Annotated in this window: 23 protein-coding genes and 1 tRNA gene; 8 read left to right on the forward strand and 16 right to left on the reverse strand. The window is 42.8% G+C overall.

Annotation, left to right across the window (positions count from 1 at the left end):
- Window positions 1-312 precede the first annotated feature (312 nt).
- Window positions 313-1,218 (reverse strand): flavin reductase family protein, encoded by a 906-nt coding sequence (locus tag ABJH64_RS17920; protein ID WP_348277293.1) that lies wholly within the window; start codon window positions 1,216-1,218, stop codon window positions 313-315.
- A 150-nt stretch (window positions 1,219-1,368) separates the two neighbouring features.
- Between ABJH64_RS17920 and ABJH64_RS17925 the strand changes: the two genes are divergently transcribed.
- Window positions 1,369-2,226 carry an endonuclease/exonuclease/phosphatase family protein gene (locus ABJH64_RS17925; RefSeq protein WP_348277292.1) on the forward strand — a complete coding sequence of 286 codons (858 nt, stop codon included), beginning with the start codon at window positions 1,369-1,371 and terminating at the stop codon, window positions 2,224-2,226.
- A gap of 253 nt (window positions 2,227-2,479) precedes the next feature.
- Here the strand turns inward: ABJH64_RS17925 and ABJH64_RS17930 are convergent, their stop codons facing one another.
- From ABJH64_RS17930 to ABJH64_RS17985, 12 genes are all read right to left on the reverse strand, one after another.
- Window positions 2,480-3,679, reverse strand: coding sequence for a phosphoglycerate kinase (locus ABJH64_RS17930; RefSeq protein ID WP_348277291.1), 1,200 nt, complete (start codon window positions 3,677-3,679; stop codon window positions 2,480-2,482).
- 122 nt (window positions 3,680-3,801) lie between these two features.
- Entirely contained in the window at window positions 3,802-4,767 is a 966-nt protein-coding gene (locus tag ABJH64_RS17935; protein ID WP_348277290.1) for an L-threonylcarbamoyladenylate synthase, read from the reverse strand.
- Window position 4,768: 1 nt separating this feature from the next.
- Window positions 4,769-5,440, reverse strand: coding sequence for a tetratricopeptide repeat protein (locus tag ABJH64_RS17940; RefSeq protein ID WP_348277298.1), 672 nt, complete (start codon window positions 5,438-5,440; stop codon window positions 4,769-4,771).
- A gap of 83 nt (window positions 5,441-5,523) precedes the next feature.
- Window positions 5,524-5,961: a thioesterase family protein gene (locus ABJH64_RS17945; RefSeq protein WP_348277289.1), complete on the reverse strand. Its 438-nt coding sequence runs from the start codon at window positions 5,959-5,961 to the stop codon at window positions 5,524-5,526.
- Window positions 5,961-6,512, reverse strand: a complete 552-nt coding sequence (locus ABJH64_RS17950) for an NUDIX hydrolase (RefSeq protein ID WP_348277297.1) — start codon at window positions 6,510-6,512, stop codon at window positions 5,961-5,963. The genes ABJH64_RS17945 and ABJH64_RS17950 overlap by 1 nt, the downstream gene beginning before the upstream one ends.
- The gene (locus tag ABJH64_RS17955) at window positions 6,512-7,108 is read right to left on the reverse strand and encodes a hypothetical protein (RefSeq protein WP_348277288.1); all 597 of its coding nucleotides are present in this window, start codon (window positions 7,106-7,108) and stop codon (window positions 6,512-6,514) included. Before ABJH64_RS17955 ends, ABJH64_RS17950 begins: the two co-directional genes overlap by 1 nt.
- Window positions 7,101-9,023, reverse strand: a complete 1,923-nt coding sequence (locus ABJH64_RS17960; protein WP_348277287.1) for an ATP-dependent DNA helicase RecQ — start codon at window positions 9,021-9,023, stop codon at window positions 7,101-7,103. Before ABJH64_RS17960 ends, ABJH64_RS17955 begins: the two co-directional genes overlap by 8 nt.
- Window positions 9,024-9,797 (reverse strand): enoyl-CoA hydratase-related protein, encoded by a 774-nt coding sequence (locus tag ABJH64_RS17965; RefSeq protein ID WP_348277286.1) that lies wholly within the window; start codon window positions 9,795-9,797, stop codon window positions 9,024-9,026.
- 62 nt (window positions 9,798-9,859) lie between these two features.
- Window positions 9,860-11,797, reverse strand: coding sequence for a ComEC/Rec2 family competence protein (locus ABJH64_RS17970; protein WP_348277285.1), 1,938 nt, complete (start codon window positions 11,795-11,797; stop codon window positions 9,860-9,862).
- A 150-nt stretch (window positions 11,798-11,947) separates the two neighbouring features.
- A complete protein-coding gene (locus ABJH64_RS17975) occupies window positions 11,948-12,496 on the reverse strand; it encodes a DUF3575 domain-containing protein (RefSeq protein ID WP_348277284.1) in 549 nt (182 codons plus the stop codon).
- Between the two features lie 190 nt (window positions 12,497-12,686).
- Window positions 12,687-13,121 carry a GNAT family N-acetyltransferase gene (locus ABJH64_RS17980; protein ID WP_348277283.1) on the reverse strand — a complete coding sequence of 145 codons (435 nt, stop codon included), beginning with the start codon at window positions 13,119-13,121 and terminating at the stop codon, window positions 12,687-12,689.
- Window positions 13,087-14,079, reverse strand: a complete 993-nt coding sequence (locus ABJH64_RS17985; RefSeq protein ID WP_348277282.1) for a PhoH family protein — start codon at window positions 14,077-14,079, stop codon at window positions 13,087-13,089. Before ABJH64_RS17985 ends, ABJH64_RS17980 begins: the two co-directional genes overlap by 35 nt.
- A gap of 107 nt (window positions 14,080-14,186) precedes the next feature.
- Between ABJH64_RS17985 and ABJH64_RS17990 the strand changes: the two genes are divergently transcribed.
- The 3 genes from ABJH64_RS17990 to ABJH64_RS18000 all read left to right on the forward strand — a co-directional run bounded on the left by ABJH64_RS17990 (window position 14,187) and on the right by ABJH64_RS18000 (window position 15,427).
- Complete coding sequence (locus ABJH64_RS17990; RefSeq protein ID WP_348277281.1) at window positions 14,187-14,957, forward strand: SAM-dependent chlorinase/fluorinase; 771 nt, start codon at window positions 14,187-14,189, stop codon at window positions 14,955-14,957.
- Window positions 14,957-15,256, forward strand: a complete 300-nt coding sequence (locus ABJH64_RS17995) for an antibiotic biosynthesis monooxygenase family protein (protein ID WP_348277280.1) — start codon at window positions 14,957-14,959, stop codon at window positions 15,254-15,256. Before ABJH64_RS17990 ends, ABJH64_RS17995 begins: the two co-directional genes overlap by 1 nt.
- An 89-nt stretch (window positions 15,257-15,345) precedes the next feature.
- A tRNA-Leu gene (locus ABJH64_RS18000) sits at window positions 15,346-15,427 on the forward strand.
- A gap of 297 nt (window positions 15,428-15,724) precedes the next feature.
- Here ABJH64_RS18000 and ABJH64_RS18005 read toward each other — a convergent pair.
- From ABJH64_RS18005 to ABJH64_RS18015, 3 genes are all read right to left on the reverse strand, one after another.
- Entirely contained in the window at window positions 15,725-16,192 is a 468-nt protein-coding gene (locus tag ABJH64_RS18005; RefSeq protein ID WP_348277279.1) for a hypothetical protein, read from the reverse strand.
- Between the two features lie 82 nt (window positions 16,193-16,274).
- The gene (locus tag ABJH64_RS18010) at window positions 16,275-18,797 is read right to left on the reverse strand and encodes an FtsX-like permease family protein (RefSeq protein ID WP_348299078.1); all 2,523 of its coding nucleotides are present in this window, start codon (window positions 18,795-18,797) and stop codon (window positions 16,275-16,277) included.
- Entirely contained in the window at window positions 18,790-19,467 is a 678-nt protein-coding gene (locus tag ABJH64_RS18015) for an ABC transporter ATP-binding protein (protein ID WP_348275274.1), read from the reverse strand. Before ABJH64_RS18015 ends, ABJH64_RS18010 begins: the two co-directional genes overlap by 8 nt.
- Window positions 19,468-19,663: 196 nt before the next feature.
- On the opposite strand from ABJH64_RS18015, the gene ABJH64_RS18020 reads away from it, so the two are divergent.
- From ABJH64_RS18020 to ABJH64_RS18035, 4 genes are all read left to right on the forward strand, one after another.
- Window positions 19,664-20,365, forward strand: coding sequence for an arylesterase (locus ABJH64_RS18020; protein WP_348275273.1), 702 nt, complete (start codon window positions 19,664-19,666; stop codon window positions 20,363-20,365).
- Between the two features lie 140 nt (window positions 20,366-20,505).
- Window positions 20,506-21,696: a hypothetical protein gene (locus ABJH64_RS18025; protein WP_348275272.1), complete on the forward strand. Its 1,191-nt coding sequence runs from the start codon at window positions 20,506-20,508 to the stop codon at window positions 21,694-21,696.
- Window positions 21,693-22,829, forward strand: a complete 1,137-nt coding sequence (locus ABJH64_RS18030; protein WP_348275271.1) for a hypothetical protein — start codon at window positions 21,693-21,695, stop codon at window positions 22,827-22,829. The genes ABJH64_RS18025 and ABJH64_RS18030 overlap by 4 nt, the downstream gene beginning before the upstream one ends.
- Window positions 22,826-24,010: a hypothetical protein gene (locus tag ABJH64_RS18035; RefSeq protein WP_348275270.1), complete on the forward strand. Its 1,185-nt coding sequence runs from the start codon at window positions 22,826-22,828 to the stop codon at window positions 24,008-24,010. The genes ABJH64_RS18030 and ABJH64_RS18035 overlap by 4 nt, the downstream gene beginning before the upstream one ends.
- The last annotated feature ends 1 nt before the right edge of the window (window position 24,011 follow it).

Raw genomic sequence — 24,011 nt, forward strand, 5'->3', positions numbered from 1 at the left:
AATTTTTTAACCGCAAGGAGCGCAGAGTTTCTGGCAGAGAGCCAAAGACACGGAGAGTTTGCAAAAATCCTGAAGTGGTTAATCATTGTTGACTCATAAGGGCAAAACATTTTTCGTCCTAAATGGTATGAGTAAGGTTTTTAGAATCAGTAAGCCTGAATAAAGTCGAAGCCCAACTATCCCGATTTTCAAAATCCTAGGTTAATCGCTGCCATCAATTCCACCTCAACAGTGCCAGGATTCCTGGCTTTTCCCTGAGGGTGAATTATACCAATCTGCGATTTAATCCTACATACTAATCACTAAAACTATCTACTGATCGCCAAAACCCTCTTGCATCAATATCAGCCAAGCTCGTTCCACATCATCTTCGTCCAGTGCCTCCTTGGCCAAGAGATGCAAATGATCCACCATCGAATCTTGATCATGCTGGAAGCGAACTCTCATCTCTTGAATTTCATCGCTTTTCCCAAAAATCGCAATCTGCTCTTCAGAGGGAATTTCCTCCACATTTCCCAATCTCCCCAAATTATTTCCACTCAAAATCGAACTGTTTCTCACGGCTAGCGGCAGTTGATCTATCCCAATTCCCAGCGTTCGCAATGGCTTTGGGATCTGGAAAAGCGAGGCTCCACTTGCCCGACTATACCAATTACCGCCTAGTCTGGCCACTGCGTCCAATTTCCGAGGATCGATCACACCGGCCTCGTCTAAGATCGCCTCATTCACGTGCGCGACTAGAACTTCACAAATCACCAAATTCCCTGCCCCACCTTCACTACCTAGTGACTTGACTTCATTCACCTTGCACTCAAAGGACACATGAGCTTCCTTGATTCTGGGTGGCTTCACCTCATTAGATTTCACTTGGGTAAATCCAGCTTTCTCAAACTCATTCACTCCTTTTGCATATTCTGTACTTGCCAGTGACATCTGCTCTACCATCCCAAAATGAACCACGTGAATCACCACTTCCGGCACTTCCAAGACATTTTCCAAGGTATGCTTGGTGGTATTATCACGAACTCTTCTAGAGGGAGAAAAGATCAAAATCGCTGGATTGGTGCTGAATAGATTGAAAAAACTAAAGGGACTCAGGTTGACATTTCCTGCCTGATCCACCGTACTGGCAAAAGCAATAGGTCTAGGCGCTATAGCTCCTTGTAGCAAAGCATGAAATTCTGGCGTGGAAAGGTCTTTTGGATAAATGGTTTTCATGTGATAGCGTTATAGGGTGCTTGATGCAGGGTGTGAGATGATTCTTCTGAAATTTGAATTACAAAGTCTTGGTGCTTCATCTTGGTATTCCTAAAATTAAAGCTCAAATTCATTTACATAAACCATTTTTGAAGAATAAGTTCTCAAACCATGAAAACAATCTATTGCAATCTTTTGAAATCCGGTATAATACTTTTCCTTTTCATTATAGGATTAAACGCTTATTCCCAAACTCAAACACACAATTTCGCCACCTTCAATATCCGATATGCCAATCAAACTGATGAAGGAAATCTATGGCAAGACAGATTACCGCAGGTGGCGGGATTGATTCAGTTTCATCAAATTGAGCTTTTAGGCGTACAAGAAGCCCTGCACAACCAACTGATTGACCTGACTTCTAAGCTGGGCTATTCATTCATAGGGGTGGGGCGAGACGATGGAACTGACAAAGGCGAATATGCTGCGATTCTGTATAACCCGCGCAAGTTTGAACTGTTGGATCAGGGAACCTTCTGGCTCTCGCCGACTCCCGAGAAGCCAAGCAAAGGCTGGGATGCAGCACTGAATCGCGTGTGTACCTGGGGAAAATTTAAAGATGAAGCAGGCAAAACCTTCTACGTATTCAATGTGCATTATGACCATAGAGGCGTACAGGCTCGCGAGGAAAGTAGCAAATTGGTAATGACTCAAGTAGCCAAAATCACTACCGAAAATGCCCCTGCCCTATTGCTAGGCGACTTCAATGTCACCCCTACAGACGGCGCTTATACCACCATCGTCAGCAACCCACAGTGGCAGGACAGCAGACTGATCTCCTCTATCTCTGCCTATGGCCCCGCTGGAACCTTCACTGGTTTTGACTGGGAAAAAATGCCTGATGGAATCATCGATCACATCTTTGTCAAAGGCGATATACATGTGATTAGACATGGAATTCTGACCGATAATTATGGAAAAAAGTACCCTTCAGATCATTTTCCAGTACTAGTAGAAGTTGAGTTTTAGATTTAAAAATCTTCATCATTCAATGTTCAGGATGCATTATTCATCATTACCCTGTGTTATGCTGCTTCTGCGGAAGCAGCATTTTTATTTCCTGTCTTGATAGACTTATAAATAAATAGTCCGCCATTCAGAAACATGAATTCTGAATGGCGGACTGAACAAAGAGGCAATGTTATCTGTGCCTTCCTTGGCGCTTCGTGGTAAAATATTAAAGACCTTCGTGACTGTAGTAAGCTCGAAGGTCTTTCATCTATTAAGGCTCCAAAGCCGCTACTCCAGGAAGTACTTTGCCTTCCATATGCTCTAGCAATGCTCCGCCTCCAGTAGAAACAAAAGAAACGTCCTCTCCGAAGCCAAACTTGTTCACTGCTGCGGCGGAATCACCACCACCAATCAACGAAAACGCGCCGGCTTTGGTAGCTGCTACCACTGCTTCAGCCACCGCTTTGGTTCCTTTGTCAAAGGATGACATTTCGAATACACCCATCGGGCCATTCCAAAGGATAGTCTTTGACTTCATGATTTCTGCTGCAAAAAGCTCCGCAGTTTTTGGCCCAATATCCAAACCCATCCAACCGTCAGGAATCTCCCCTTTATTGGCTAAACCTTGTTCGGCATCATTGGCAAATGCTTTTGAAATCACCGTATCTACCGGGAGAACCAAGTTCACGCCTTTTGCTTTGGCTGTCTCCATCAACTCCAGCACAAAATCCAACTTATCCTCTTCCAGCAATGAATCACCGATAGTTCCTCCCTGCGCTTTTGCAAAAGTATAGGACATTCCTCCACCGATTATCAACGTATCGACCTTGTTCAGCAACTGCTCGATGATCAAGATCTTATCAGCGATTTTGGCACCGCCCATGATTGCGGTGTATGGTCTCTCCGCATTGCCCAAGACTTTATCTGCATTTTCCAACTCAGAAAGCATCAAGTATCCGCAAACTTTATCGTTAAAAAACTGAGCAATCACGGCCGTTGAAGCGTGAGCCCTATGAGCTGTGCCAAAGGCGTCGTTTACATAGATATCACCTAATTTGGACAGCTTTTCCGCAAAATCCTTATCTCCTTTTTCTTCTTCTTCGTGAAAACGAAGATTCTCCAAAAGCAAAACTTCACCTGCCTTCAATCCTTCGGATAGAACTTCAGCCTCTCGACCAATGCAGTCTGGAGCAAATTTCACAGGTCTTCCCAACGCTTTTTCAAGTGTAACTACAATATGCTTCAATGAATACTTGTCCTCTGGTCCTCCCTTAGGTCGGCCAAGGTGCGACATCAAAATCACCGCTCCTCCGTCATTCAATAACTTATTGATGGTAGGTAAGGCAGCCTGGATTCTGGTGTCGTCGGTTACATTCATGTCCTTGTCCAAAGGCACATTGAAGTCCACTCTTACGAGTGCTTTTTTGCCTTCGAAACTTAGATTATCTACATTTTTGATTCTAGAGTTCATAGTAAGGTTAATAGCTTTTGATAAATTATATAGGTAAAAGTCAGGGGTGAATTTATTAAAGATTACGGCAAAAATCGACTTTCGAACAAGATCAATTTCCTTAAACCCTCTTAAAATAAGTTTTAACCGATGGCGGCAGCTCGCCTTAATCGATCATTGATGGCTAGCCCGAGTCCTGCCTCAGGCATCCACTCTGCCAAGATCACTTCAGCATTTGACTCATCTAAGGTTCTCATAGCCGCAAAAAGATGGGTGGCAGCTTCTTTTAAATCTCCGGATTTACTTAATGCAATTTGATTTCGGAAAGGAAGAACAGAAAAAGATTTATCCAAGGAAAGTACCGCAAAATCAACTCCCTGACCTAGATATTTGGATATCAACTCATCCAGATCTCCAATGAAAAACGGCTTGGTAGGCGCATAATGACTTTCAAGCAATCCCGGCGCTTGAGGATTGGAACTGCTATGGCTTTTTACAACTACTGGCCCCACTAAGTCTTCAATCTCGGATATTTCCAAACCTCCTAATCGATAGATCACGACAGCTTCACCTTCCATTCCCACGATCGTGCTTTCCAAACCTACCTTACATTTCCCCCCATCCAAAATGTAAGAAACCCGCTCTCCCAACTGTGCCTCTACGTGCGCAGGAGAAGTGGGACTGATGTATCCGAAGGGATTTGCACTAGGAGCGGCCAGAGGAAAATCCACTTCCGCTAGCAACTTCAACGTCAGTGGATGATCTGGTACCCGAATAGCCACCCGGTCCAAACCTGAAGTCACAATATCGGGAATACTGCTTTTTCTTGGTAGCAATAATGTCAAAGGCCCAGGCCAAAAACGCTCCGCAAGTTGCCCAAGCTGAGCAGGAATGACTGTGACATATTTTTCAATCTCTAAATAGGAGGAGACATGAATAATCAAGGGGTCAAAGCTTGGGCGGTTTTTCGCCTCAAAAATAGAAGCAACTGCCCCGGGATCTAGGCCATTTCCAGCCAAACCATAAACGGTCTCAGTGGGAACAGCCACCAATCCCCCAGCTTCAAGCGTCTTTTTCGCGCGTGATATGTCCTTTCCTATCTCTGCCATTTTACTCGCAAAAATCGTCAATCCAAGTTTTGGCTTCCGTGTAACCCAACTGTAGCGCCATCTTCAGATCAGCACAGCCTTCTTCCTTCTCGGCATCACCCAAAGCAGACATTCTGGTCACTCCCAGCAGGTAAAAAGCTGCGGCGTTTTTCCCGTCTAGATTAATCGCTTCAGTCAGCGACTGCATCGCTCCTCCAGGATCGTTATTGCCAAGTTGGGCTTTGCCGCGGTTGAAGTGAACGAGTGCTTGATTGGGTTCCACTTGGAGCGCTTGATCAAAATCTAATAGCGCGTCCTCGTACTCTTCCAGGCCCAGTAGCGCAAGGCCACGGTTGTAATAAATATCGGTTTGGGAAGGATCCAGGACCGTTGCCATATTATAGTCAGACACTGCATTCTTGAAGTTTTCGAGCTTCAAATTGGCATTTCCACGGTTGAACCAAGCCTTATAACTGGCAGAATCTGCATCAATAGCTGCCGTGAAAACGGGTATAGCTTCCTGAAATTTTTCTTCTTGAAAAAGGGCTGCCCCCTTGGCGTTGAGTGCAGTTCCGTTTGCAGGATTGATCTCCAGCACACGGTCAAAGTAGCTGACTGCTTCTTTCCAATTCTGGGCGTCCATCTGCTGGATACCAGCTTGGACTAATTCCTCTTCGCTCGGGCTACACCCCATCAGTCCCGCAAGTAACACGGTAATTATCCAAAGTTTTTTCACAGCTTAAATTTTGGGCAAAGATAGGGAATACCTCCTTTTTATCAGGAATTGGGCTGAAGTTTTGCCCTGTAGATTTCCGGTAGTGGGCTTGGCCGTTTGGTATGGATATCCACCGATACTACCGTGCACCTGCATTTGGCAAAAACCAGCTCTTCTCCTTCCTTGGTTTTCCCTACGAGGTATTGTTCCAAATCAAAGGAGCTTTTTCCTAATCTAGTACAACTTAACCATGCTTCTACCTCATCTTCAAGATGAATAGGGCGGATAAAATCCATTTCCACACGCGCCACCACTGCACCAAACTCCATGATATCCCAGTTGCATTGTTTCATTAAAAACTCACCTCGGGCATGCTCAAAGTAATTAAAATAAATCCCATTATTGACATGGAGGTAGCCGTCTATATCTGAGAATTTGACTTGGATAGGAATACAAAAAGTCATCTCTGACTTCAGCTGACGGGGATCAATCTTTTGCATCAAAGTAAAATTTCAGATTTACTGGTCTTTTCTAGCATTCTCAGGATGGAAGGATTGTAGCCTATCACATCCTGCACCGAGTCAAAAGCCACCCAAGCCAATGAAATACTCTCATCACTCTTGATTAAGGGCTCATAGAGATCTGCTTCCAAAATGTAGCGTACATCAAAATGAAAATGCTCTGGCACATGCGGCCTTTCCGGGATAATATGCTTGTCTATGTCAAAAATAGTTTTGTCCACAAATTCCAAGCTCTTTAGGCCACTCTCTTCCTCTGCTTCTTTCATCGCCACCTCGAGTAGATTCTCATTGCCATCGGCGTGTCCGCCTAGTTGCAGCCATCTTCCCAGTTTGCGATGGAGAGTAAGTAGCGTATGAGTACGCTTTCGATTCACGATCCAAGCTGATGCGGTGAAATGACCCGCTAGCCTAGCTCTTTGATAAGCGTCCACATCATCAGTTAACTCTAAAAAATCCTGTATAAAGCTGGCTTCTTCTTCATATGGTGTACGATATCTTGCTAGTTGTTTTTTTAAGTTATTTCTATCCATCATGAAGTTGCTTCTAATAAATGATCTATAAATTGATCGAATGGTTGAGGGTCTTGGTATTGTCTATCTGAGTAGAACGAGGCCAACACCTTGATATAACTTGGTTGGTTATTGATCGTGATTTTTTCAATCGAAATATTACCATAGAGTTGAGAGAGCTGTTTCTCACCTACCCAGGCGGCTAGAGGTGGCTTCAAATAGAACTTGTCGGTCACCTTCACCACCTCGTTTATCTCTTCTATTTTTCTATCCAGACTCACCTGCCTGTATCCCAAAGCTAAAACTCGCTGTGCAAAAGCCAAGAAAAGCAAGGAAAATGTTTGTTGGTCCAAAGGTTCATCATAGCTCACCGCAAAACCTCTGGCATATTTGGAGTTCATGATATGAACTTGAGGATGCTCCTCTATTTGTATAGTCTTGAAATGATAGGATTTTGAGATGCGTGCAAATACTCCCAATCCTTCTGCCGACTCCATCCAGCGTATCGCATCAGCTAATTCCTCCTCTTTCAAGACGATATTTTCTTTATGGTAAATTGGAGTTTTACCTGAAGTCTTAAAAACCTTATTGAATAAATCGTCGAGAAAATTACTCATGAGAAATGATGGTGTAGCAGCCAGAAGCAAGAAGTGTAATATATCCCTGATCTTGCAAAATGCGCAAAACTCTAAGGTTTTTTTCGGCTAATGGCAATCGAATTGTTTCGAAAAGCTGTCGTTCTGTCAACTCCCCTGCCTCGCTTAAAGTTTCCAGAATTTTATTTCTAAGTTTTGTTTCTGCTGTTTCAGGCTGCTTTGCTTTGCGCTGCAAAAGACATATATCACACACGCCACATTGCTGATCTGTCTGTTCTCCGAAATATTCCTGAATAAACTGGGTGCGACAAACCCTCTTCTGTTGCCCGTAATTGGCCATGCGTTGAGCCTTCTCCAGTGTCAATGCCCTCCTCAGCTCAATGCGCTTAAAATTGAGTGGCATTTTCCCGGCATCGTACCTCGGAGTCAAGAAGGTGATCTGCGGCTTATCCTTCCGCTGATCATAGACCATCACTTCCAGCTTCTCCAGCTGCTTCAGCGATTTGATTACCTCGGATTCTTGGATATTGAGCGATTTGGCCAGCTTTGACTCTTGGATCTTGACATATTCGGAAAACACATTTCCACCGTAGGTTCGTAGCATGATTTTCACTACGGGATCTAGCTTGGCATAAGCAATCTGCACCTCATACAACCTGGAGGGATCTACAGTGAAATGAACCTTGGAAGGCGAATAATAACTTTCGCTCAGGCCTATAAAACCCTCTTCTTCCAATAGTTTCAACACATGAAAGGTCTCCAGCACACCCAACTGATAGGTGTTTGCAAACTCACTCCATTCAAAATCAAAGCTGCTCAGCATATTGCTCCCCACCGCTATCCGATAGTAATTCGCAAGACATTGATATACTCTACGGACAAATTCAATAGGCGGATAAACCAGTTCGGCACGGGATAGTATGGTCTCAAAATCCTGCTTATTGGCAAGTAAAACACCATAGGCTTTTTCCCTATCTCGTCCTGCCCGACCTGCTTCCTGATAGTAATTTTCTATGTTTTCTGGTAGATCACTATGGATCACCACTCGCACATCCGGCTTGTCGATCCCCATGCCGAAGGCATTGGTACTCACCATCACGCGCACTTCATTTTTCATCCAAGCTTCCTGGCGTTTAGCCCGATCTTGCATAGAAAGTCCCGCGTGATAAGCAGCCGCAGAGATCCCCATCTGGGTAAGGGCTTTGGCGATCTGCTGTGTTCCTTGGCGATTCCTCACGTACCAAATTGCAGTTCCATCGATTCTATTGAGTATCTCCAATCCTTTTTCCAACTTATTTTCCACCAGTCGTACAGAATAGCTGAGGTTTTTCCTGGCAAAACTCTGATGAAATTCCGCAGGTTTTTTCATCACCAACTTCTCCATGATATCCGCACAAACTTGGGGCGTAGCCGAGGCAGTCAACGCCAAGACTGGGACATTGGGGTGATATGGCCGAATCAACGCGATCTCCAGATAAGGTGGGCGGAAATCATAACCCCATTGAGAAATACAATGTGCTTCATCAACGGCGATGAGATTGACCTTCATCTGCCGAAAGCGTTCTATAAAAAGCTCGGCTTTCAGTCGCTCTGGCGAAACGTAAAGAAATTTATAATCCCCATAAATGCAATTGTCCAGCGTGCGATCAATCTCCCGATAGCTCATCCCGGAGTAAATCGCCGCTGCCTTGATCCCTTTGGACCTGAGAGCATCCACCTGATCCTTCATCAAGGCAATGAGTGGGCTCACGACCAAACAAATCCCATCCAACGTCAATCCGGGAATCTGATAGCAGAGCGATTTTCCGCCACCGGTTGGCAAAAGCGCAAGCGTATCTACCCCATTCAGCACGGACTGGATAATTTCTTTTTGGACAGGCCGAAAGTCAGTATGTCCAAATACCTGATGAAGGATCTCAGTCGCTCGATTTAGCATCTACCAATCAGGCGAAGTTTTAGATAAAAAGGCTGCAATTCCTTTCTTACAATCTTCATGAGCTCTTGCATTGGCATTTGTTTCCGCTGCTAGATCCAGAGATTTATTCCTTTCATTTTCATTGAGCTGCCGCAAAAGTGTTTTGGTTTTGCTCATAGAGAAGGCAGAATTCTGCGTGACCAGCTTTGTCGCAAACTCTTGTACCGACTCTCTTAAAAACTCAGCAGCTTCTACTTTAGTAATTAGTCCCAATTCAGCGGCTTTGGCAGAGGAAATAAATTCCCCTGAGAGTAGCAACTCCTGAGTTTTAGCGTAACCGATTTGCTCGGTCAAAAAGACAGAAACCAGAGATGGCACAAAACCGATTCTCACTTCTGTGTATCCAAAAAGCGCCTCAGGAACGGCAAAAGCAAAATCGCAAACCGTCGCTAGCCCACATCCTCCAGCCAAAGCATGACCCTGAATCTCAGCAATCACGACCTTTGGCAAGCAATAAATCAACCGGAACAACTCCATCAACCTGCGACTATCTGCTAGATTTTCCTCATAAGAAAAATCCTGCAACTGCTGCAAATAAGCTAAGTCTGCTCCTGCACAAAACGCCTTACCAGTAGATCTCAGGACGATGACTTTCACCTCCTCGTTTGCAGACATCGCTTCAAAAGCCGAGTGCAAACCTGCAATCAAGTCAGGCCCAAGTGCATTTCGCTTTTCAGGTCTATTCAGTGTTATGATTCCTATTCTATCGCTAATCTCTGTCAATACAACACTCATTTGCTTATTTATTTGGGTTTGGGATCAAGTTAGTTTCAATAGCAGGCTTTGCAAAATCAAAGTCAGAAAAGTATTCGGAAAGCTAGAGAATCCACCGCTAATCGACTGGTAATTGGCAAATCATTCCAGGCACCATCCGACCAAAAATGAATTGATTTAGGAGGGGAAGAAAAATATAGCGCCGGCTCATCAGGCAGAAAACTAAAATCAGTTCCGACAAACACAAGCTGTCCTGAGTCAAGTTCATAGGCTGAAAGCTCCTCAGGAACTTGCGGCCAATGTCTTTGAACACGATGCGGATCCACCCCAAAGCTGATTTCCTCACCTGCTAGCCCCTGATTCCAGGAATAAACATTTTGCCCAAAAATGGAGAAATCTAGCAACTGAGCTTTTTTTCCTTGGTAAACAATCAGCTCCTTGCTAGGCGTTTGCAATTCCAGGTATAACTGAAATCCCACCAGAGCAAACGATAGCGTCAGTGCAGTCCAAGTCAGTTTTCTTTTGGGACCAAATCTCCAGGAAGTCCATATCAGAAGCATTGCCCACACAAAAATCATCCCGGACATATCCATTGTCAGTCTATCGATTTTGCCTCCGGGAATCAATCGAATAGTCTCCGCAATCCAATTTTGAGCCCATATCAACCCACTCAGCGTCCAGCCTAAAATCTCTCCCAAACCCGGAATCCAGCCTAAGATCATAAGTGGCACGCCTACCTGCATGATGATAAAGGCAAGCGGCAAAATGAGAAGGTTACCCAGCAAAAAGTAAGTAGGAAAAACGTGGAAGTAGTAAATAGAAAGTGGAAAAGTAGCCAACTGAGCTGCAATACTTACAGAAGCTGTTTTCCAGATATATTCCAGCGCTTTGGATCGGGGCAACCACAAATCTAAAATGATAGGATAAAGCATCACTATACCCAAAACCGCTAAATAGGATAATTGGAATCCCACTTCGAAGATAACGTCCGGATTGAAAGTGATCATCAGAATGGCTGAAAATGCCAAAATATTATAAACCGAAGGAGGTCGCTCCCGCATTTGACCTAAGGTGAGTAGCGAAAACATCGTAGCGGCTCTGACTACCGACGGAGACAAGCCAGTCAGAAAAGCGTAAAGCCAGATGATCAAAATGACCAGTAACAGATAAAGTCTTGCTTTTTCCCGCTTGAGCTTTAGCGGCTTCAGAATCAGCAAAAACAAGGCATAGATGATTCCAACATGAAGTCCTGAAACCGCCAAAATATGCATCACTCCAGCCTGAGTATAAGCTTCGCGAATACTAGGATCAAGGTTTTTTTTCTGCCCTAGAAGTAAAGCCAAAGCGATTTGCTCGGATTTCACATCAGGAATCTTCGCCTTCAGCATCTCACCTATAGCATACCTCAGGTGCACTAAAAAGTATTCAAGTCGTTTGCTGGGAATTGAGTCGATAACATGAAAATCTTTACCTAAAAACTGCCTATACGTAATGCCCTGTCTCGCCAAAAATGCCTTGTAATCGAATTCGTCGGGGTTTGTAGGACTCAGGATCGTCTCTGGTTTTTTATTCACCAGAAGAAGTTGCCCGGGCTCAAAAGGCAGGACACTTTGGTGATAAACTAACACCTTGCCGCTCGCGTCCTCCCATTTCCCTGCGTTAAAACTAGATTTTACTTCCAGTAAGTTTTCGAAGGAATTGGCTTTCTGCTGATCATACATCGTGACCTCCGCCAGATAAGATTCGACACTGGAGAGATCGGACAAACTTTGCGATTGGTTTTGCTCTAACGAGCCAAGCAGTGCACCGAAAATTAGCAAAGTCAGATAAGCCAAATAGCTAGGCTGGAAAGTTGATTTTCGACTCGCCATCCAATAAACAGTGGCCAAGTAAGCTAGCCAAACAAAAAACAGCAGGGCAAGCAGCCAGACAAATGATGGAGTCCAAAGTGATTTACCCCAGAAAATCCCCAGTAAAACAAACGGGAGGTAACGTAAAAATGGAAAGTCAGCAAATCTCATAATCGCAAAAAATTAGAGATTTAATTTACCTTATTTTTATAAAAAATGTAGCTTATTTTTTCACCCAAACCTCACTTCGCTGATTCTGAAAAGGCATAAAAAAAGTCCGGCTTTCGCAGGACTTCTTTTATTTAACTAATGGCCTTAGCCTTAGAATCTATAACCTAAGTTAAAGCCGGCGTTGAACTCTATACTTGAAAATCTATCAGAAACGTCACTACTGAAATTACGACTCATGCTGGCAAAAGGTCCGAATGCGAAATTCTTGGACATTTCCCACTTGTAACCAGCGCCCACTCCGAGGATAAAGGCGGTCATATCTGTGGTGTCAATTCCTCCTCCATCAGCAGGCTCCTCGAAGTCACCAAATCTTACTTTTGCAAGAGGAAAGATGAAAAATCTTCCATTGGGATCATCACCGAAGTAGAAATTCATCGCTGCCTGTACAGAATTGGTTTTGTATTTTTTACCTTTTCCCTCGGAATTAAAGCCAAATCTATCGTTGATTAGCCCTTTGAATTCAAGTGAAGTATCATCGCTCAAGTAGCGCTCGTAGCCTACTTCTAAAGATCCAAACCAAATCAAGGTCACGAAATTGACATGGATTTCATTCGTAAATCCACCAGTCACAGGAGTTGAACCTTTACTGCTTGATATTACTTCCTGTGCAAAACTGGATCCCGCTGCTATAAGGATCATTAGTAGAGTAAAGATTGATTTTTTCATCATTTTGTAGTTGATTTTAATAGTCACATAGCCCATCCTGAAATATGATCCAGAATTAGTGATATGCTTGGTAAACTTGCTTCGTACACCTGTGGAATGTCGATCCTAGTTAAGGAAAGGGCGTACATATTTCTCTAATAAATTGATTATTGTCTAGCTTTGCTTAAGGCAATTGCATTTTATAATGCATAATGTTACACTCTTCAAAGATATCTCCTACTTTTTCAAAACCAAACTTTAAATAGAGCGGCACTGCAGATAATTGAGCGTGAAGGTATTTCTTCAAAGTTGCTGCTTCGGGGTTGCTTTCTACATCTTCCAAAACTGCTTTTACCAGTGCTTGTCCTACTCCTCGCCCTCGTACTTTCTTTAACACTGCAAAACGCTCCATTTTCACTCCATTCGGGGTGATTCTCCACCTTGCTGTCCCTACGGGTTCGTCATCAAGATAAGCGATAAAGTGCTTGGACACATTTTCAAACTCATCATATTCTTTATCCGGGTCAACTTTCTGCTCGTCCACAAAAACTTCCTTCCTAATCGAATATGCTGCTGTCAGCTGATCATCCCGGGTTATTTTTTCTACCTGCAGCGTCATTCCTTTCTTGTTCTTTGTGATAAGTATCCTTTTCGTATGCCTCGATGATAGACTTCACCAATCGATGTCTGATCACATCCTTTCCACTCAAGTGTACTACCCCGATCCCTTTCACATCCTTCAGGATTTTGAGCGCTTCAGATAGCCCACTCTTTTGTCTTACCGGTAAGTCAATCTGCGTTTGATCTCCTGTTATGATCACTTTGGAATTTGGTCCCATACGGGTTAAGAACATTTTGATTTGTTCATTTGTAGTGTTCTGAGCTTCATCCAGCAGTACAAATGCATCGTGTAGCGTCCTTCCACGCATGTAAGCCAAAGGAGCAATTTCTATCACACGCGTTTCTTGATAGTATTTGAGCTTTTCTGGCGGTACCATATCCTGAAGTGCATCGTAAATCGGCCTCAAGTATGGATCTAGTTTTTCCTGAAGATCTCCTGGCAGAAATCCGAGATTCTCGCCAGCTTCGACTGCCGGCCTGGTAATGATAATTCTTTTGACTTCTCGATTTTTCAATGCTCTAACCGCCAAAGCCACCGCGATGTAGGTCTTGCCAGTACCCGCAGGGCCGAGTGCAAACACCAAGTCGTTTTGCATGGCCGACTCGACCAGTTTTCTCTGATTAGCGGATTTAGGTTTGATGACCAAGCCTTTGTTGCCAAAAACAATGACTTGATCGCGATTAGCCTCTTCGAAGGGAACTCCTTCCACTTCCAGGTAATCTTTCACATTTTCCGGTGTGAGGTGACCGAAGCGGTCTATATGCTCCAGTAAGAGATTCAGCACATCATTAATCCGCAGAATCTCAGGAGCTCCGCCTTGAATTCGGATCTCATTGCCTCTGGAAATGATTTTACTTTGGGGGAATGCGGCGGCAATTTGCCGGATGTTCTCATTGGCTTCGCCTAAAAATTCTGCCAAGGGAACATTTTCTAATGTAATTACTTTTTCGACCAAACTATTTCTTCTGATTAGATTTTCATTGAAGGTAGAAGAATAAAATATTTACTTTTGTTCGTAACCCTCCCTAACAAAAGTACAAAAATTTTAATTGACTTGCTTCTATGGCATTGGTGACATTCCTCTCAGATTTTGGGGACAAAGATTATTACGTACCAGCAGTAAAGGCTAAAATGCTTTCTGTAAATCCACAATTGAACATCATTGATATTTCGCATAATATCGAGGCGTTTGACCTAGCCCACGCGGCTTTCGTCCTACGCTCTACCTTCAGAGACTTCCCCAAAGGAACTGTCCATTTGATCTCCCTGAACACTACAGGAAGTATCACCCATGGGTATATTGGGGTTAAGCTTGAAGAACATATTTTTATCGGCCCAAACAATGGTATCTTGAGTTTGCTGGCAGATCATGAACCGGGAATCATGGTGCAATTTGCCGATATCCATCTGAAAGATTCCACCTTTCCTACCAAGGACATTCTCGCGCCAATAGCTGCCAAGGTAGCAAGTGGAGCTGCAATTCATGATTTTGGTGGTCCGTTGAATAATTTCAGGAAACTTATGTCCCGTCATCCTAAAGCTAATCGAGAGCAGATAATAGGGCATATTCTACGCGTGGATCGCTATGGAAACCTGATCACAAATATTAGTAAGGAAGTCTTCGAAAAATTGAATCCCGGAAAGTTCACGATTGAATTTGGTAGAGAAGCTCTAAGCAAATTGAATAAGGGATACGACCAAGTAGAACCTGGAGATTGCTTTGCCTTCTTCAACAGCCTGGATCTTCTGGAGATCGGAATCAACCATGGTCACGGCGGAGATTTACTTGGATTGAAGTACGACAGTGTGATCTATGTAACCTTCCACCCCTGATGCTGATCCGAATCGTACGAATGACTTTCAGGCCTGAGGGAATTGAAGATTTTCTTCAAAACTTCCATGCTCACAAGCAATCTATCAGAAATTTCCCTGGATGTAGTCACTTAGAACTCTGGCAGGATGAAAATGATCCATCTATTTTTCTGACACACAGCCATTGGGAAAGTGAAGCGCATCTGAATCAATACCGTGATTCTGAGCTTTTTAAAAAAGTATGGTTGTTTACGAAAACTCTATTCTCAGATAAGCCGATAGCTTTCAGTTCAAAAAAGATAGAAGAAGTAGAAAAATGAGTTTGTAGAAAAAAGAATCTTTCTTCATATTTGCATCCCGTTACGGAAGTGACGGAGCCAAGTCAGGTGTAAGGCCAGGCTTACCGAAAGCCCAGATGGCGGAATCGGTAGACGCGTTGGTCTCAAACACCAATGCCGCAAGGCGTGCCGGTTCGACTCCGGCTCTGGGTACAAAAGCTCTTTCTGAAAAGAAAGGGCTTTTTTTGTTTTAGGTTAGCTCCAGATTTGATCTTTTCCAATTCAAACAATCTGCTCTCTATCCGAACACTTTGAGCCCAAAAGCATGCAATTTGAAAGTCTAATTGAAAAAAAATAACTGTAAGAACACCCTATGATAGAACAAATTGAGGCTATAGGATTAATAGAGTTTCTGGGAATGATAGCTACGGCAGAACAATTCATCATTATTCTTAAAAAAAACTTTTCCAAAGCTCTATACTTTGGAAAAGCTATTATAACCCAACTGTTTTATGATTTTTTCGGATGATAATACTCACTTTTCAAACAAGGGCAGTATTCACCTAACTCACAGCCTTCTGGATTTCCGGTGCAATAATCAAAGCCTACAAAACCATCTTTCACTATCAAGGTAGGCTTATCCAAAATATCCATCATTAACTCATATTTCCTGGCTATTGGCAAATTTCGAGGTATATCCAGCGTGAGATTCCAAGAAAACATCATTCGCTCAAATAGCATCACGACCTCCTTCAATTCTCTTTGCGTAAAATATTCCTTTGGAGGAAAATCCGCTCTTTTTAACCCGCAATAACTGCCGAAGCTAGGTTCCGAATCCATATTCAGCCAACGTTCAATTTCAGCAAAATGCTCGTCTAAATCATCGTTAGACTCTGACTTGCTCTTTGAACTGAAATGGTCCCTTGGCATAAAAGCAAATCGAATATCTTCCAAAAGAAATTTTACATAGGATTTCATACTTAAAATTTAACCAAAGAATATCAAAAAAAAGCCCGCATTGCTGCGAGCTCGTCAAATTTTTTAATTCTAATTTCAGACTTTAATTCCCCCTCAAAATCTCCATCGGCGGCTGATTGATGATTTTTCTACCATTGAGCCAACCCAACACAATCGTCAAAATTGTAATGGAGGCGTAGAGAATTAAGGCTTCTAGCCATGCTCCACGGAATGGTAAATTGAATACAAACTCGCTTAGCAGCCAAGTAGCTCCGAAAGACAGCACTATCCCAGACAGTGAGGCCAAACTTCCCAAGAAGAAGTATTCTAAGGTGTTGATTTTACTCACTATAGCTGAGCTCGCACCGAGCGTTCTGAGCAGAATACTCTCTCGCATCCGTTGATATTTACTAATGATCAGTGAACTGATCAAAACCAGAATACCCGTGGCAATACTGAAAAAGGCCATAAACTGGATCACAAAGCTGATTTTCCCTAGAATCTCTTCCAGTGTAGCCACGATAGTACCTAGGTTAATGATGGAGATATTTGGAAACTCCCGCACGATCTCAGCTTGCACATCGGCAGCCTGTCGATCATCTTTCGTTTTGGTAATCAGCACATGGAACTTAGGTGCTTGGTCTAGCACACCCTCAGGGAAAAGTACCAAGAAATTAGTAGAAACCTGCGTAAACTTCACATCTCTGAAACTTCCGATATACGTCTTAATCGGTCTTCCTTGCACATTGAATTCTATTTCATCACCTAGAGCCAGGCCGTTACCCGTAGCAAACCCTTTGTCAAAGGAAACAAAAATACTATCGCCTCTAGCTCCCATAGGGATCAGTTCGCCATCTACCAAAGTCTCAGAATCTATCAGCGTATCTCGATAAGTCACGCGAAACTCTCGATTATACAGGAAGCGCGAGTAGTCTTTATCGTCTTCTAACTCTTCATTTTCTTTTTTATCTATGCCGTTGATTTCATTGACTTGCATAGTCACGATGGGTACTTGCTGCATGATAGGAAGTCCACGTGATTCGATTTTAGCCCTCACAGCTGCCACTTGTGCTGTCTGAATATCAAACATCAACATATTCGGCTGATCCTCTTTGTCTGCAAACTTCGCTTCTTCCAGCAATTGATTTTGAAGGAAAAAAAGTGTAGAAATCATCGCTGTACCTAATCCAATCGTCGCAATTAAGGACACTGTCTGATTGTTTGGTCGGTACAGATTGGCCAGAGACTGACGCAAGGTGTAGGTGAAAGATAGTGGCAAAAACTTCCGCACAGCCCAAATAATTACTTGTGCTACACCCCACAAAATCCCAAAGGCAAAAACCACAAAAGCAGTAAAGCCAAAAGCAAAATCCATTCGCCCCAATAAATAGTAAGAGAATCCCCAGATGAAACCCAGAATTCCCAAAATCACTAACCATCGTAGCGGGTCTTTCAGTAAAGTAGAATCGCCAGTTTCAGGTCTTAGCGTGGCCATTGGTGACACATTTCTTACTTTCAGAAGCGGTAAAAGAGCAAATAGAACCGAAACAAATACACCTGTGGTCACTCCGAAACCGATAGAAAGCCAAGAGATCCCAAACGACACATCCACCGGTAGGAAATCAGCAAAAACAGCTGGCAAAACAAACTGAAGCAACGTACCCAAGAATGAACCCAGGATAGCTCCTAGCAAACCCATAATGACGATCTCTGTGAGATAAATAAGCAAAACATCTCTAGAAGAAACTCCCAAGCATCGCAATACTGCCACTGAGGCTAGCTTTTCCTTCACGAAGACATTCACAGCACTGGCGACACCCACACAACCTAACAGAAGCGCTATGAATGCCACCAAACTCAAAAAGTTACCGAGATTTTCAAATGATCGACCAGTGGACCTTTTCCTATCTTCAACTGTATCGGCATCTACTCGCTCCTCTTCCCACTGATCATCATAAGGCTTGATTAGTGCTTCTACATCTACCCCTTCTGCAAACTGATAATATTGGCTGTAGTTAACCCGGCTGCCGTACTGCACCAGACCGGTTTCTTCCAAATATGCCAAAGGAATATAAACTGCCGGAGCAACTGAAGCTGTGATCCCGGTTTGGCCAGGCACACTTTGCAACTCACCGACTACTGTAAAAAGCACATTCCCGACTTTGATCTGATCTCCAACCTCCGCATTGAACTGGGCCATCAATGTTTTTTCAACTAGCGCCTTTTTCCCGCCAGAGCGGAAATCCGCATCACCTGAAGCAGGAAGCGTTTCTAAAAAACCATAAAACGGATAGGCTCCTTCCAGCGCTCGTACTTGTGTCAATCGACTCGCTCCAGTCTCCGGAAAAGCCACCATACTGGCAAAATTAACTTCGGAAGCCATCTGCGTCGCCGCGCTATCTATTGCCTGCTCGCCAATAGGTTTGTTATTCTCTAGCACCAGATCTGCCCCGAGAAGCTCCTTAGCTTGATTATCAATATCTGCTGTTAAGTTTTCTCCGAAGGAACTAATTGCAACCAACGCCGCGATCCCTACAACGATCGAAGAAACGAAAAGCAAGAGCCGTGAGATGTTTTTCCGGAAATCCCGAAAAGCCATCTTAATTATCCATTCGAAATCAGGCATTGGTCTCCTCCTGAATCTTCCCACCTTTAATATGAATGATGCGCTGAGTTTTCGCTGCCAGCTCTAAATCGTGCGTGACCAAAACCAATGTAGTTCCCTCTTCTTTGTTCAAATCAAAAATCAATTTCTCGATCATTTCGCCTGTTTCTGTATCCAGGTTACCGGTAGGTTCATCTGCGAAAAGTATTTTTGGCTCGTTGGCAAAAGCTCTAGCGATAGAAACTCGCTGCTGCTCTCCTCCAGATAGTTGGGTAGGATAATGTGTCGCTCTATTGCCTAGGCCTACTTTATCAAGCAATTCCTGCGCTTTCTTTCTAGCATCCTTTCGCTTTTTCAGTTCCAGAGGAACCATCACATTTTCCAAGGCCGTCAAGGTTGGCAGCAATTGGAAATTCTGAAAAATAAAGCCTACACTTTGATTCCTTACGGCTGCTCTTTGATCCTCAGAAAGTTTCTCCAATGACTTACCATCCAATACCACGCTGCCCGTTGATCCAGAATCCAAACCAGCACAAAGCCCAAGAAGTGTTGTTTTGCCAGAGCCAGAAGGCCCTACGATGGAGATAATTTCTCCCGCTCGAATGTCAAATGTAACCTCGTCAAGGACAGTCAACTTTCTGCTGCCACTTTGGTAAACCTTACTCAGGTTTGCTACTGATAAAATATTCATGTGTTGGACTTGGATGGGAAAAAGGGTTTGGCAAAAACTAAACGGCAAACCCTCGCTATAGTTTTTGAAAGATAGCAATCAGGCTATCAACCAACAAGTCACAGTAGTAAGAAAGGTATATTAGCACCTTTATCGAACCTTTTAGCGTGAAAATCCTTTTGGGTTAATAGATTTACAACATTTAGTTCTACATAAGATGCATTCTAAACTAGCTCGTCTCTTTCCTTATTTCGTCGTCCTTCTTTTTGGATTGGTGATGATTTCCTGCTCAGAAAAAAAGATCGAAACTGCCGAATCGGAGGTAATCTCTGAAAAAGCCCCTGAAGCTGAATCAGATGAAAAACTCATTCTATTCTTCGGAAATAGCCTAACCGCAGCCTACGGAATAGATCAAGAGGATGGTTTTGCCGGACTGACGCAAAAACGGATTGACAGCCTTGGCCTGAATTACAAAGTGATCAATGGTGGACTTTCCGGTGAAACCACTGCCGGTGGATTGAGTAGATTGGATTGGTTTCTAGAAGATGAACCTGCGATTTTTGTATTAGAACTTGGGGGAAATGACGGTTTGCGCGGCATCAAAGTATCCGAGTCGAAAAGCAACCTGCTCAAAATGATAGACAAGGTCAGAGCTAAATTTCCAGACACGAAAATCATTTTGGCCGGCATGCAGATCCCACCAAATATGGGTCAGGAATATGCTGGTGAATTTACCGATATGTACCCGGCTGTAGCAGAAGAAAAAGATGTAACTCTTATTCCATTTTTACTGGAAAATGTAGGAGGTATCCCGGAGCTAAATCTCCCTGACGGCATCCACCCGACCGAAGAAGGACACCAAATCGTTTTTGAGACGATATGGCCCTATATAGAACAAAAAATCAATGAACTTTCCTGATAAATTCGTGACAGTGGAGTCGCTTTATATAGGGGATTTAACAACATATAACATGAAACTCAGCGTAGCACGTTGAGTTTTTTTTGGTCTAAAAAGATTACCTAGTATCTTAATAGAACTTCTATCAAGCTTGAAATCAAATGAATACTACTTACAAATTTTGCCTGGCCATCATTTTATCTACCCTCTATTCCTGCACGGAAAATAAACCAACAGAAAACTCTGCAAGAATCGAATACGGCTTAGAAATCATCGACTCTCTAGACCTGAATGTACTCGGTGACCCCTTGATCACTTCTGTAAGTGAATCGGGTGATTCTTTTATGTTCTACGAGTTTTTGTCAAGAGAAATAATCCTAACAGATAGTGAGGGTAAAATTCAAAATCAATTCAATAAGAATGAGGACACACCCGACTCCTATGAGTTTATGTTGGAAACGCCGGGCTTTGTGGGAGAGGATCAAATTGCTGTGGTCGGAATGGCTGGTATTTTTCTTTACGATAAGACAGGAACGATGATCAAAAAAATCCCTCATCCTGAAGATGTGAATGGGGGTGGTTCTATGTCTTTTCCTGGCAAGTCGGTGGAAACTGTAGAGTTGAATAGTCAGACTTACCTGATAACCCGCTCGGTCCGCACAAGAGGCACCTATCCTGGAGAGCAGAAGTACTACGATACATTTAAGCATTTTGAACTGGTGAATATAGCTGACGGGTCTTCTGTAGAAATTGTGCCTTTTGAACAGAACAGCCGCTTTTTGGATGGAATGGGATATTTCGAGAGTGATTTTTGGCCGGCAGTGGAGGCAAAGGATTCCAAGCTTTACGTTGCGCTGGCAGGTGAACCTACACTCTACAGGTACTCGCTTACTCCTGAAGGAGCAACGTTGGACACGCTGGTAAATCTTACTATCCCTGGATTTGCAGGGATCGAAGGCACGCCGAGAGCTGAATTTGACGAGGGAATGGTGATGCTGAACGGAAGCACTTCCGCGATTCAAAATATTCATATCCTCGATGATAAGCTTATTCTCAACTATTATGGAGGAATCTCAGCTGAAGATAATGCAGAGCTTTCGAAGCTTTATGAGGCAAACAAAATGGAAGAAGCCGATGAAATGTATTACAAGCTAGACGCCGAAGTGTCTAGGGGAATATTGGTTTTTGACTTGAAGAGTTTGGCTTTCTTAGGAAATCTATCACTTCCCAAAAACGCTGATCTGGAGTCTTTTGCTTCAGGAGGAGGATATCTATGGATGCAGAAAAACCCAAGTAGTGAAGTGGAAGAGGATTTCTTGAGGATTTACAAAGTGAAATTGACAGAAAAATGAGATCCAGATACTTTTTAGCTCTCGTAGGAATTACTAGCTTTTTTGCCTGCTCATCTTCTGAAAACACAGAAAAAAGTGTCAAAACCTCCAAAGAATGGGAGCTTCAGATCGTGGATTCTATCCAGGTGGATTATTTGGGAAGGATTTGGGATGCAAACTTTAAGAATGGCTTTGGCTATTTAAGAGATATTTCGAGCAATTCTGTAGTAAAGTTTGACACCACCGGTGCCATCGTGGCAAAACAAACCTATCCTGAAGATGGACCAGGAGCAGTGAAATGGTTTTCTAGCACCAATATTTCTGATCAAGATGATTTATATGCCTCAACCTATACTCAGAAAATTCATCATTTTGATAAGAATTTGAATCTGATTGAAGACCTAGAAATGCCTTTTATCTCAGAATCCAGAGGAGGTAGAAGAAACTCCAAGAACATCACTCACTGGAAAAACAAGTTTCTACTCTGGTATCCCGGCAGAGATGGAATAAGTCCGTATATAGATCATTTTTTTCGGGACTACCCATTATTGGAGCTATTCGATCCTGAAACCCAAATGTCAGATTCACTAATTAGATTACCTAAAACTTCAAAATTCCATTCTGACTTATTCTTTAACACTCCAAATGTACAATTTTCAGTAAGTGGTGATTTATTGTATTTGGCACTTTCTAACGAGGAGCTAATTCATGTTTACTCTTTAACCGAGGAAGGTAAATGGCTAGAAAGTATAAACTTCGAGCCGAGTAATTTCAACCTTATACCCGGTCAAAAAGAAAAAGTAGGCCATGTATCCGGAAACACTATGTATGAAGGCGGAATAGAAGGTGTTTTCGCCTCAGATGACAAGGTAATTGTCTATTATAGAAGTGGAATTAAAGAAGATATTTTTAAACAAAATGAATTAAAAAAGCCAACCAACTATTACAAATATCCTGATTTCAATAAACAATTTCTTCGAATCTATAATACAAAGTCTGGTCTGTCCAATGAAATTGAAGTTCCAGCATTCATTGATTTTATCCTAAATATAGAGTCGCTAGACAAACCATTCTATGCTCTCAGACACGATGAATACCTAGGTGAAGAGCAGGATTTCCTTACTTTTTATAAACTTCAATTGGTCCAAAGATGAAAAACCATCACTATCTATACCTCCTCCCTTTTGCACTCAGCATCCTATCCTGCTCAGGGGAAAAAGAGGAAATTAACACTGCCACCTCTCTTTCAGAGCAAAACTTTGAATTTGAAATTTATGATTCGTTGGTGGTGGATTATTTGGGGAATTTAGCCTTGATGGATATCAGTCCTGATGGGAATACTTTTCTGCTCAACGACACCAATACAGACACTATTTTCGTCGCTAACGCCTCTGGCGATATTCTTCAGCAATACCTATTAAAAGGAGAAGGACCAAATAATTATGCGGGGAATCGTACGGGAATAGCCAAATTTTCGAATAATTCGGAATTCATAATCTCTACCTCACGAGGTATTTACAGGTATAACCTCGAAGGGAAATTGCAAAAAAGCTACAAACCGGACTTTAAAAGCTCTGTCAGTTTAATTATAAGTAACGCCAATAACAGTGTGATTCGTGACAATAGAGTTTATACCAACCTCACTGGACGTTACTATGAAAAATATGGATACCAAGGCGTCGAATTTCAAAAAAATGCCAAGCAACTCGAAGTACTAGACTTAGAAACAGGTTTATATTCCCCATTAATCCCCTTCCCCCAAGCATCCAAGTTTTACAATTCTGAAAAGTCATTCCCTACGTTAAACTACTACTTGAATTTAAGTGCTACGGAGGACTCACTTTTTATAAACTTCAGAAATGAGCCAAAAATCTACGCCTATCCTTTTAATGGGCTTGATTCGATGAGTTCACCAACTTCGGTAAAAACCATTCCTTTTGAGACCTTCATAGAAAAAGAGCCAAAAGAAAATCGAGAAGCAGGCTCCTACGATTATCGCGATTTTTTCCTAGGCACTATTAATCGCTTCATTGCAATTGAGGACGGGCTCTTTTTAGTTGATTTCGTCGCAGGCCTGTCGGATGATGACTATAAAGAAGCAACTGCAAATGCAGATGGAGACCTGAATAAGATTTTTGATGAGGGATTGAAATTCAATAAGGTAGGTCTTGTGCTTTTTGACGGAAGACAAATAAGCGGACTGATCAACAAGCCAGCCATTTTGGGAAATCTCTCCAAGTATGTTTCTAAGGACGAGATCTGGTTTTCGCTCAACTTTTCTGAGGCTGAAAACGACTATTCGGTGATTTATAAAACTCGCTTAGTAACGAAATAAG

The organism is Algoriphagus sp., assembly GCF_039969895.1.
Taxonomy (GTDB): domain Bacteria; phylum Bacteroidota; class Bacteroidia; order Cytophagales; family Cyclobacteriaceae; genus Algoriphagus.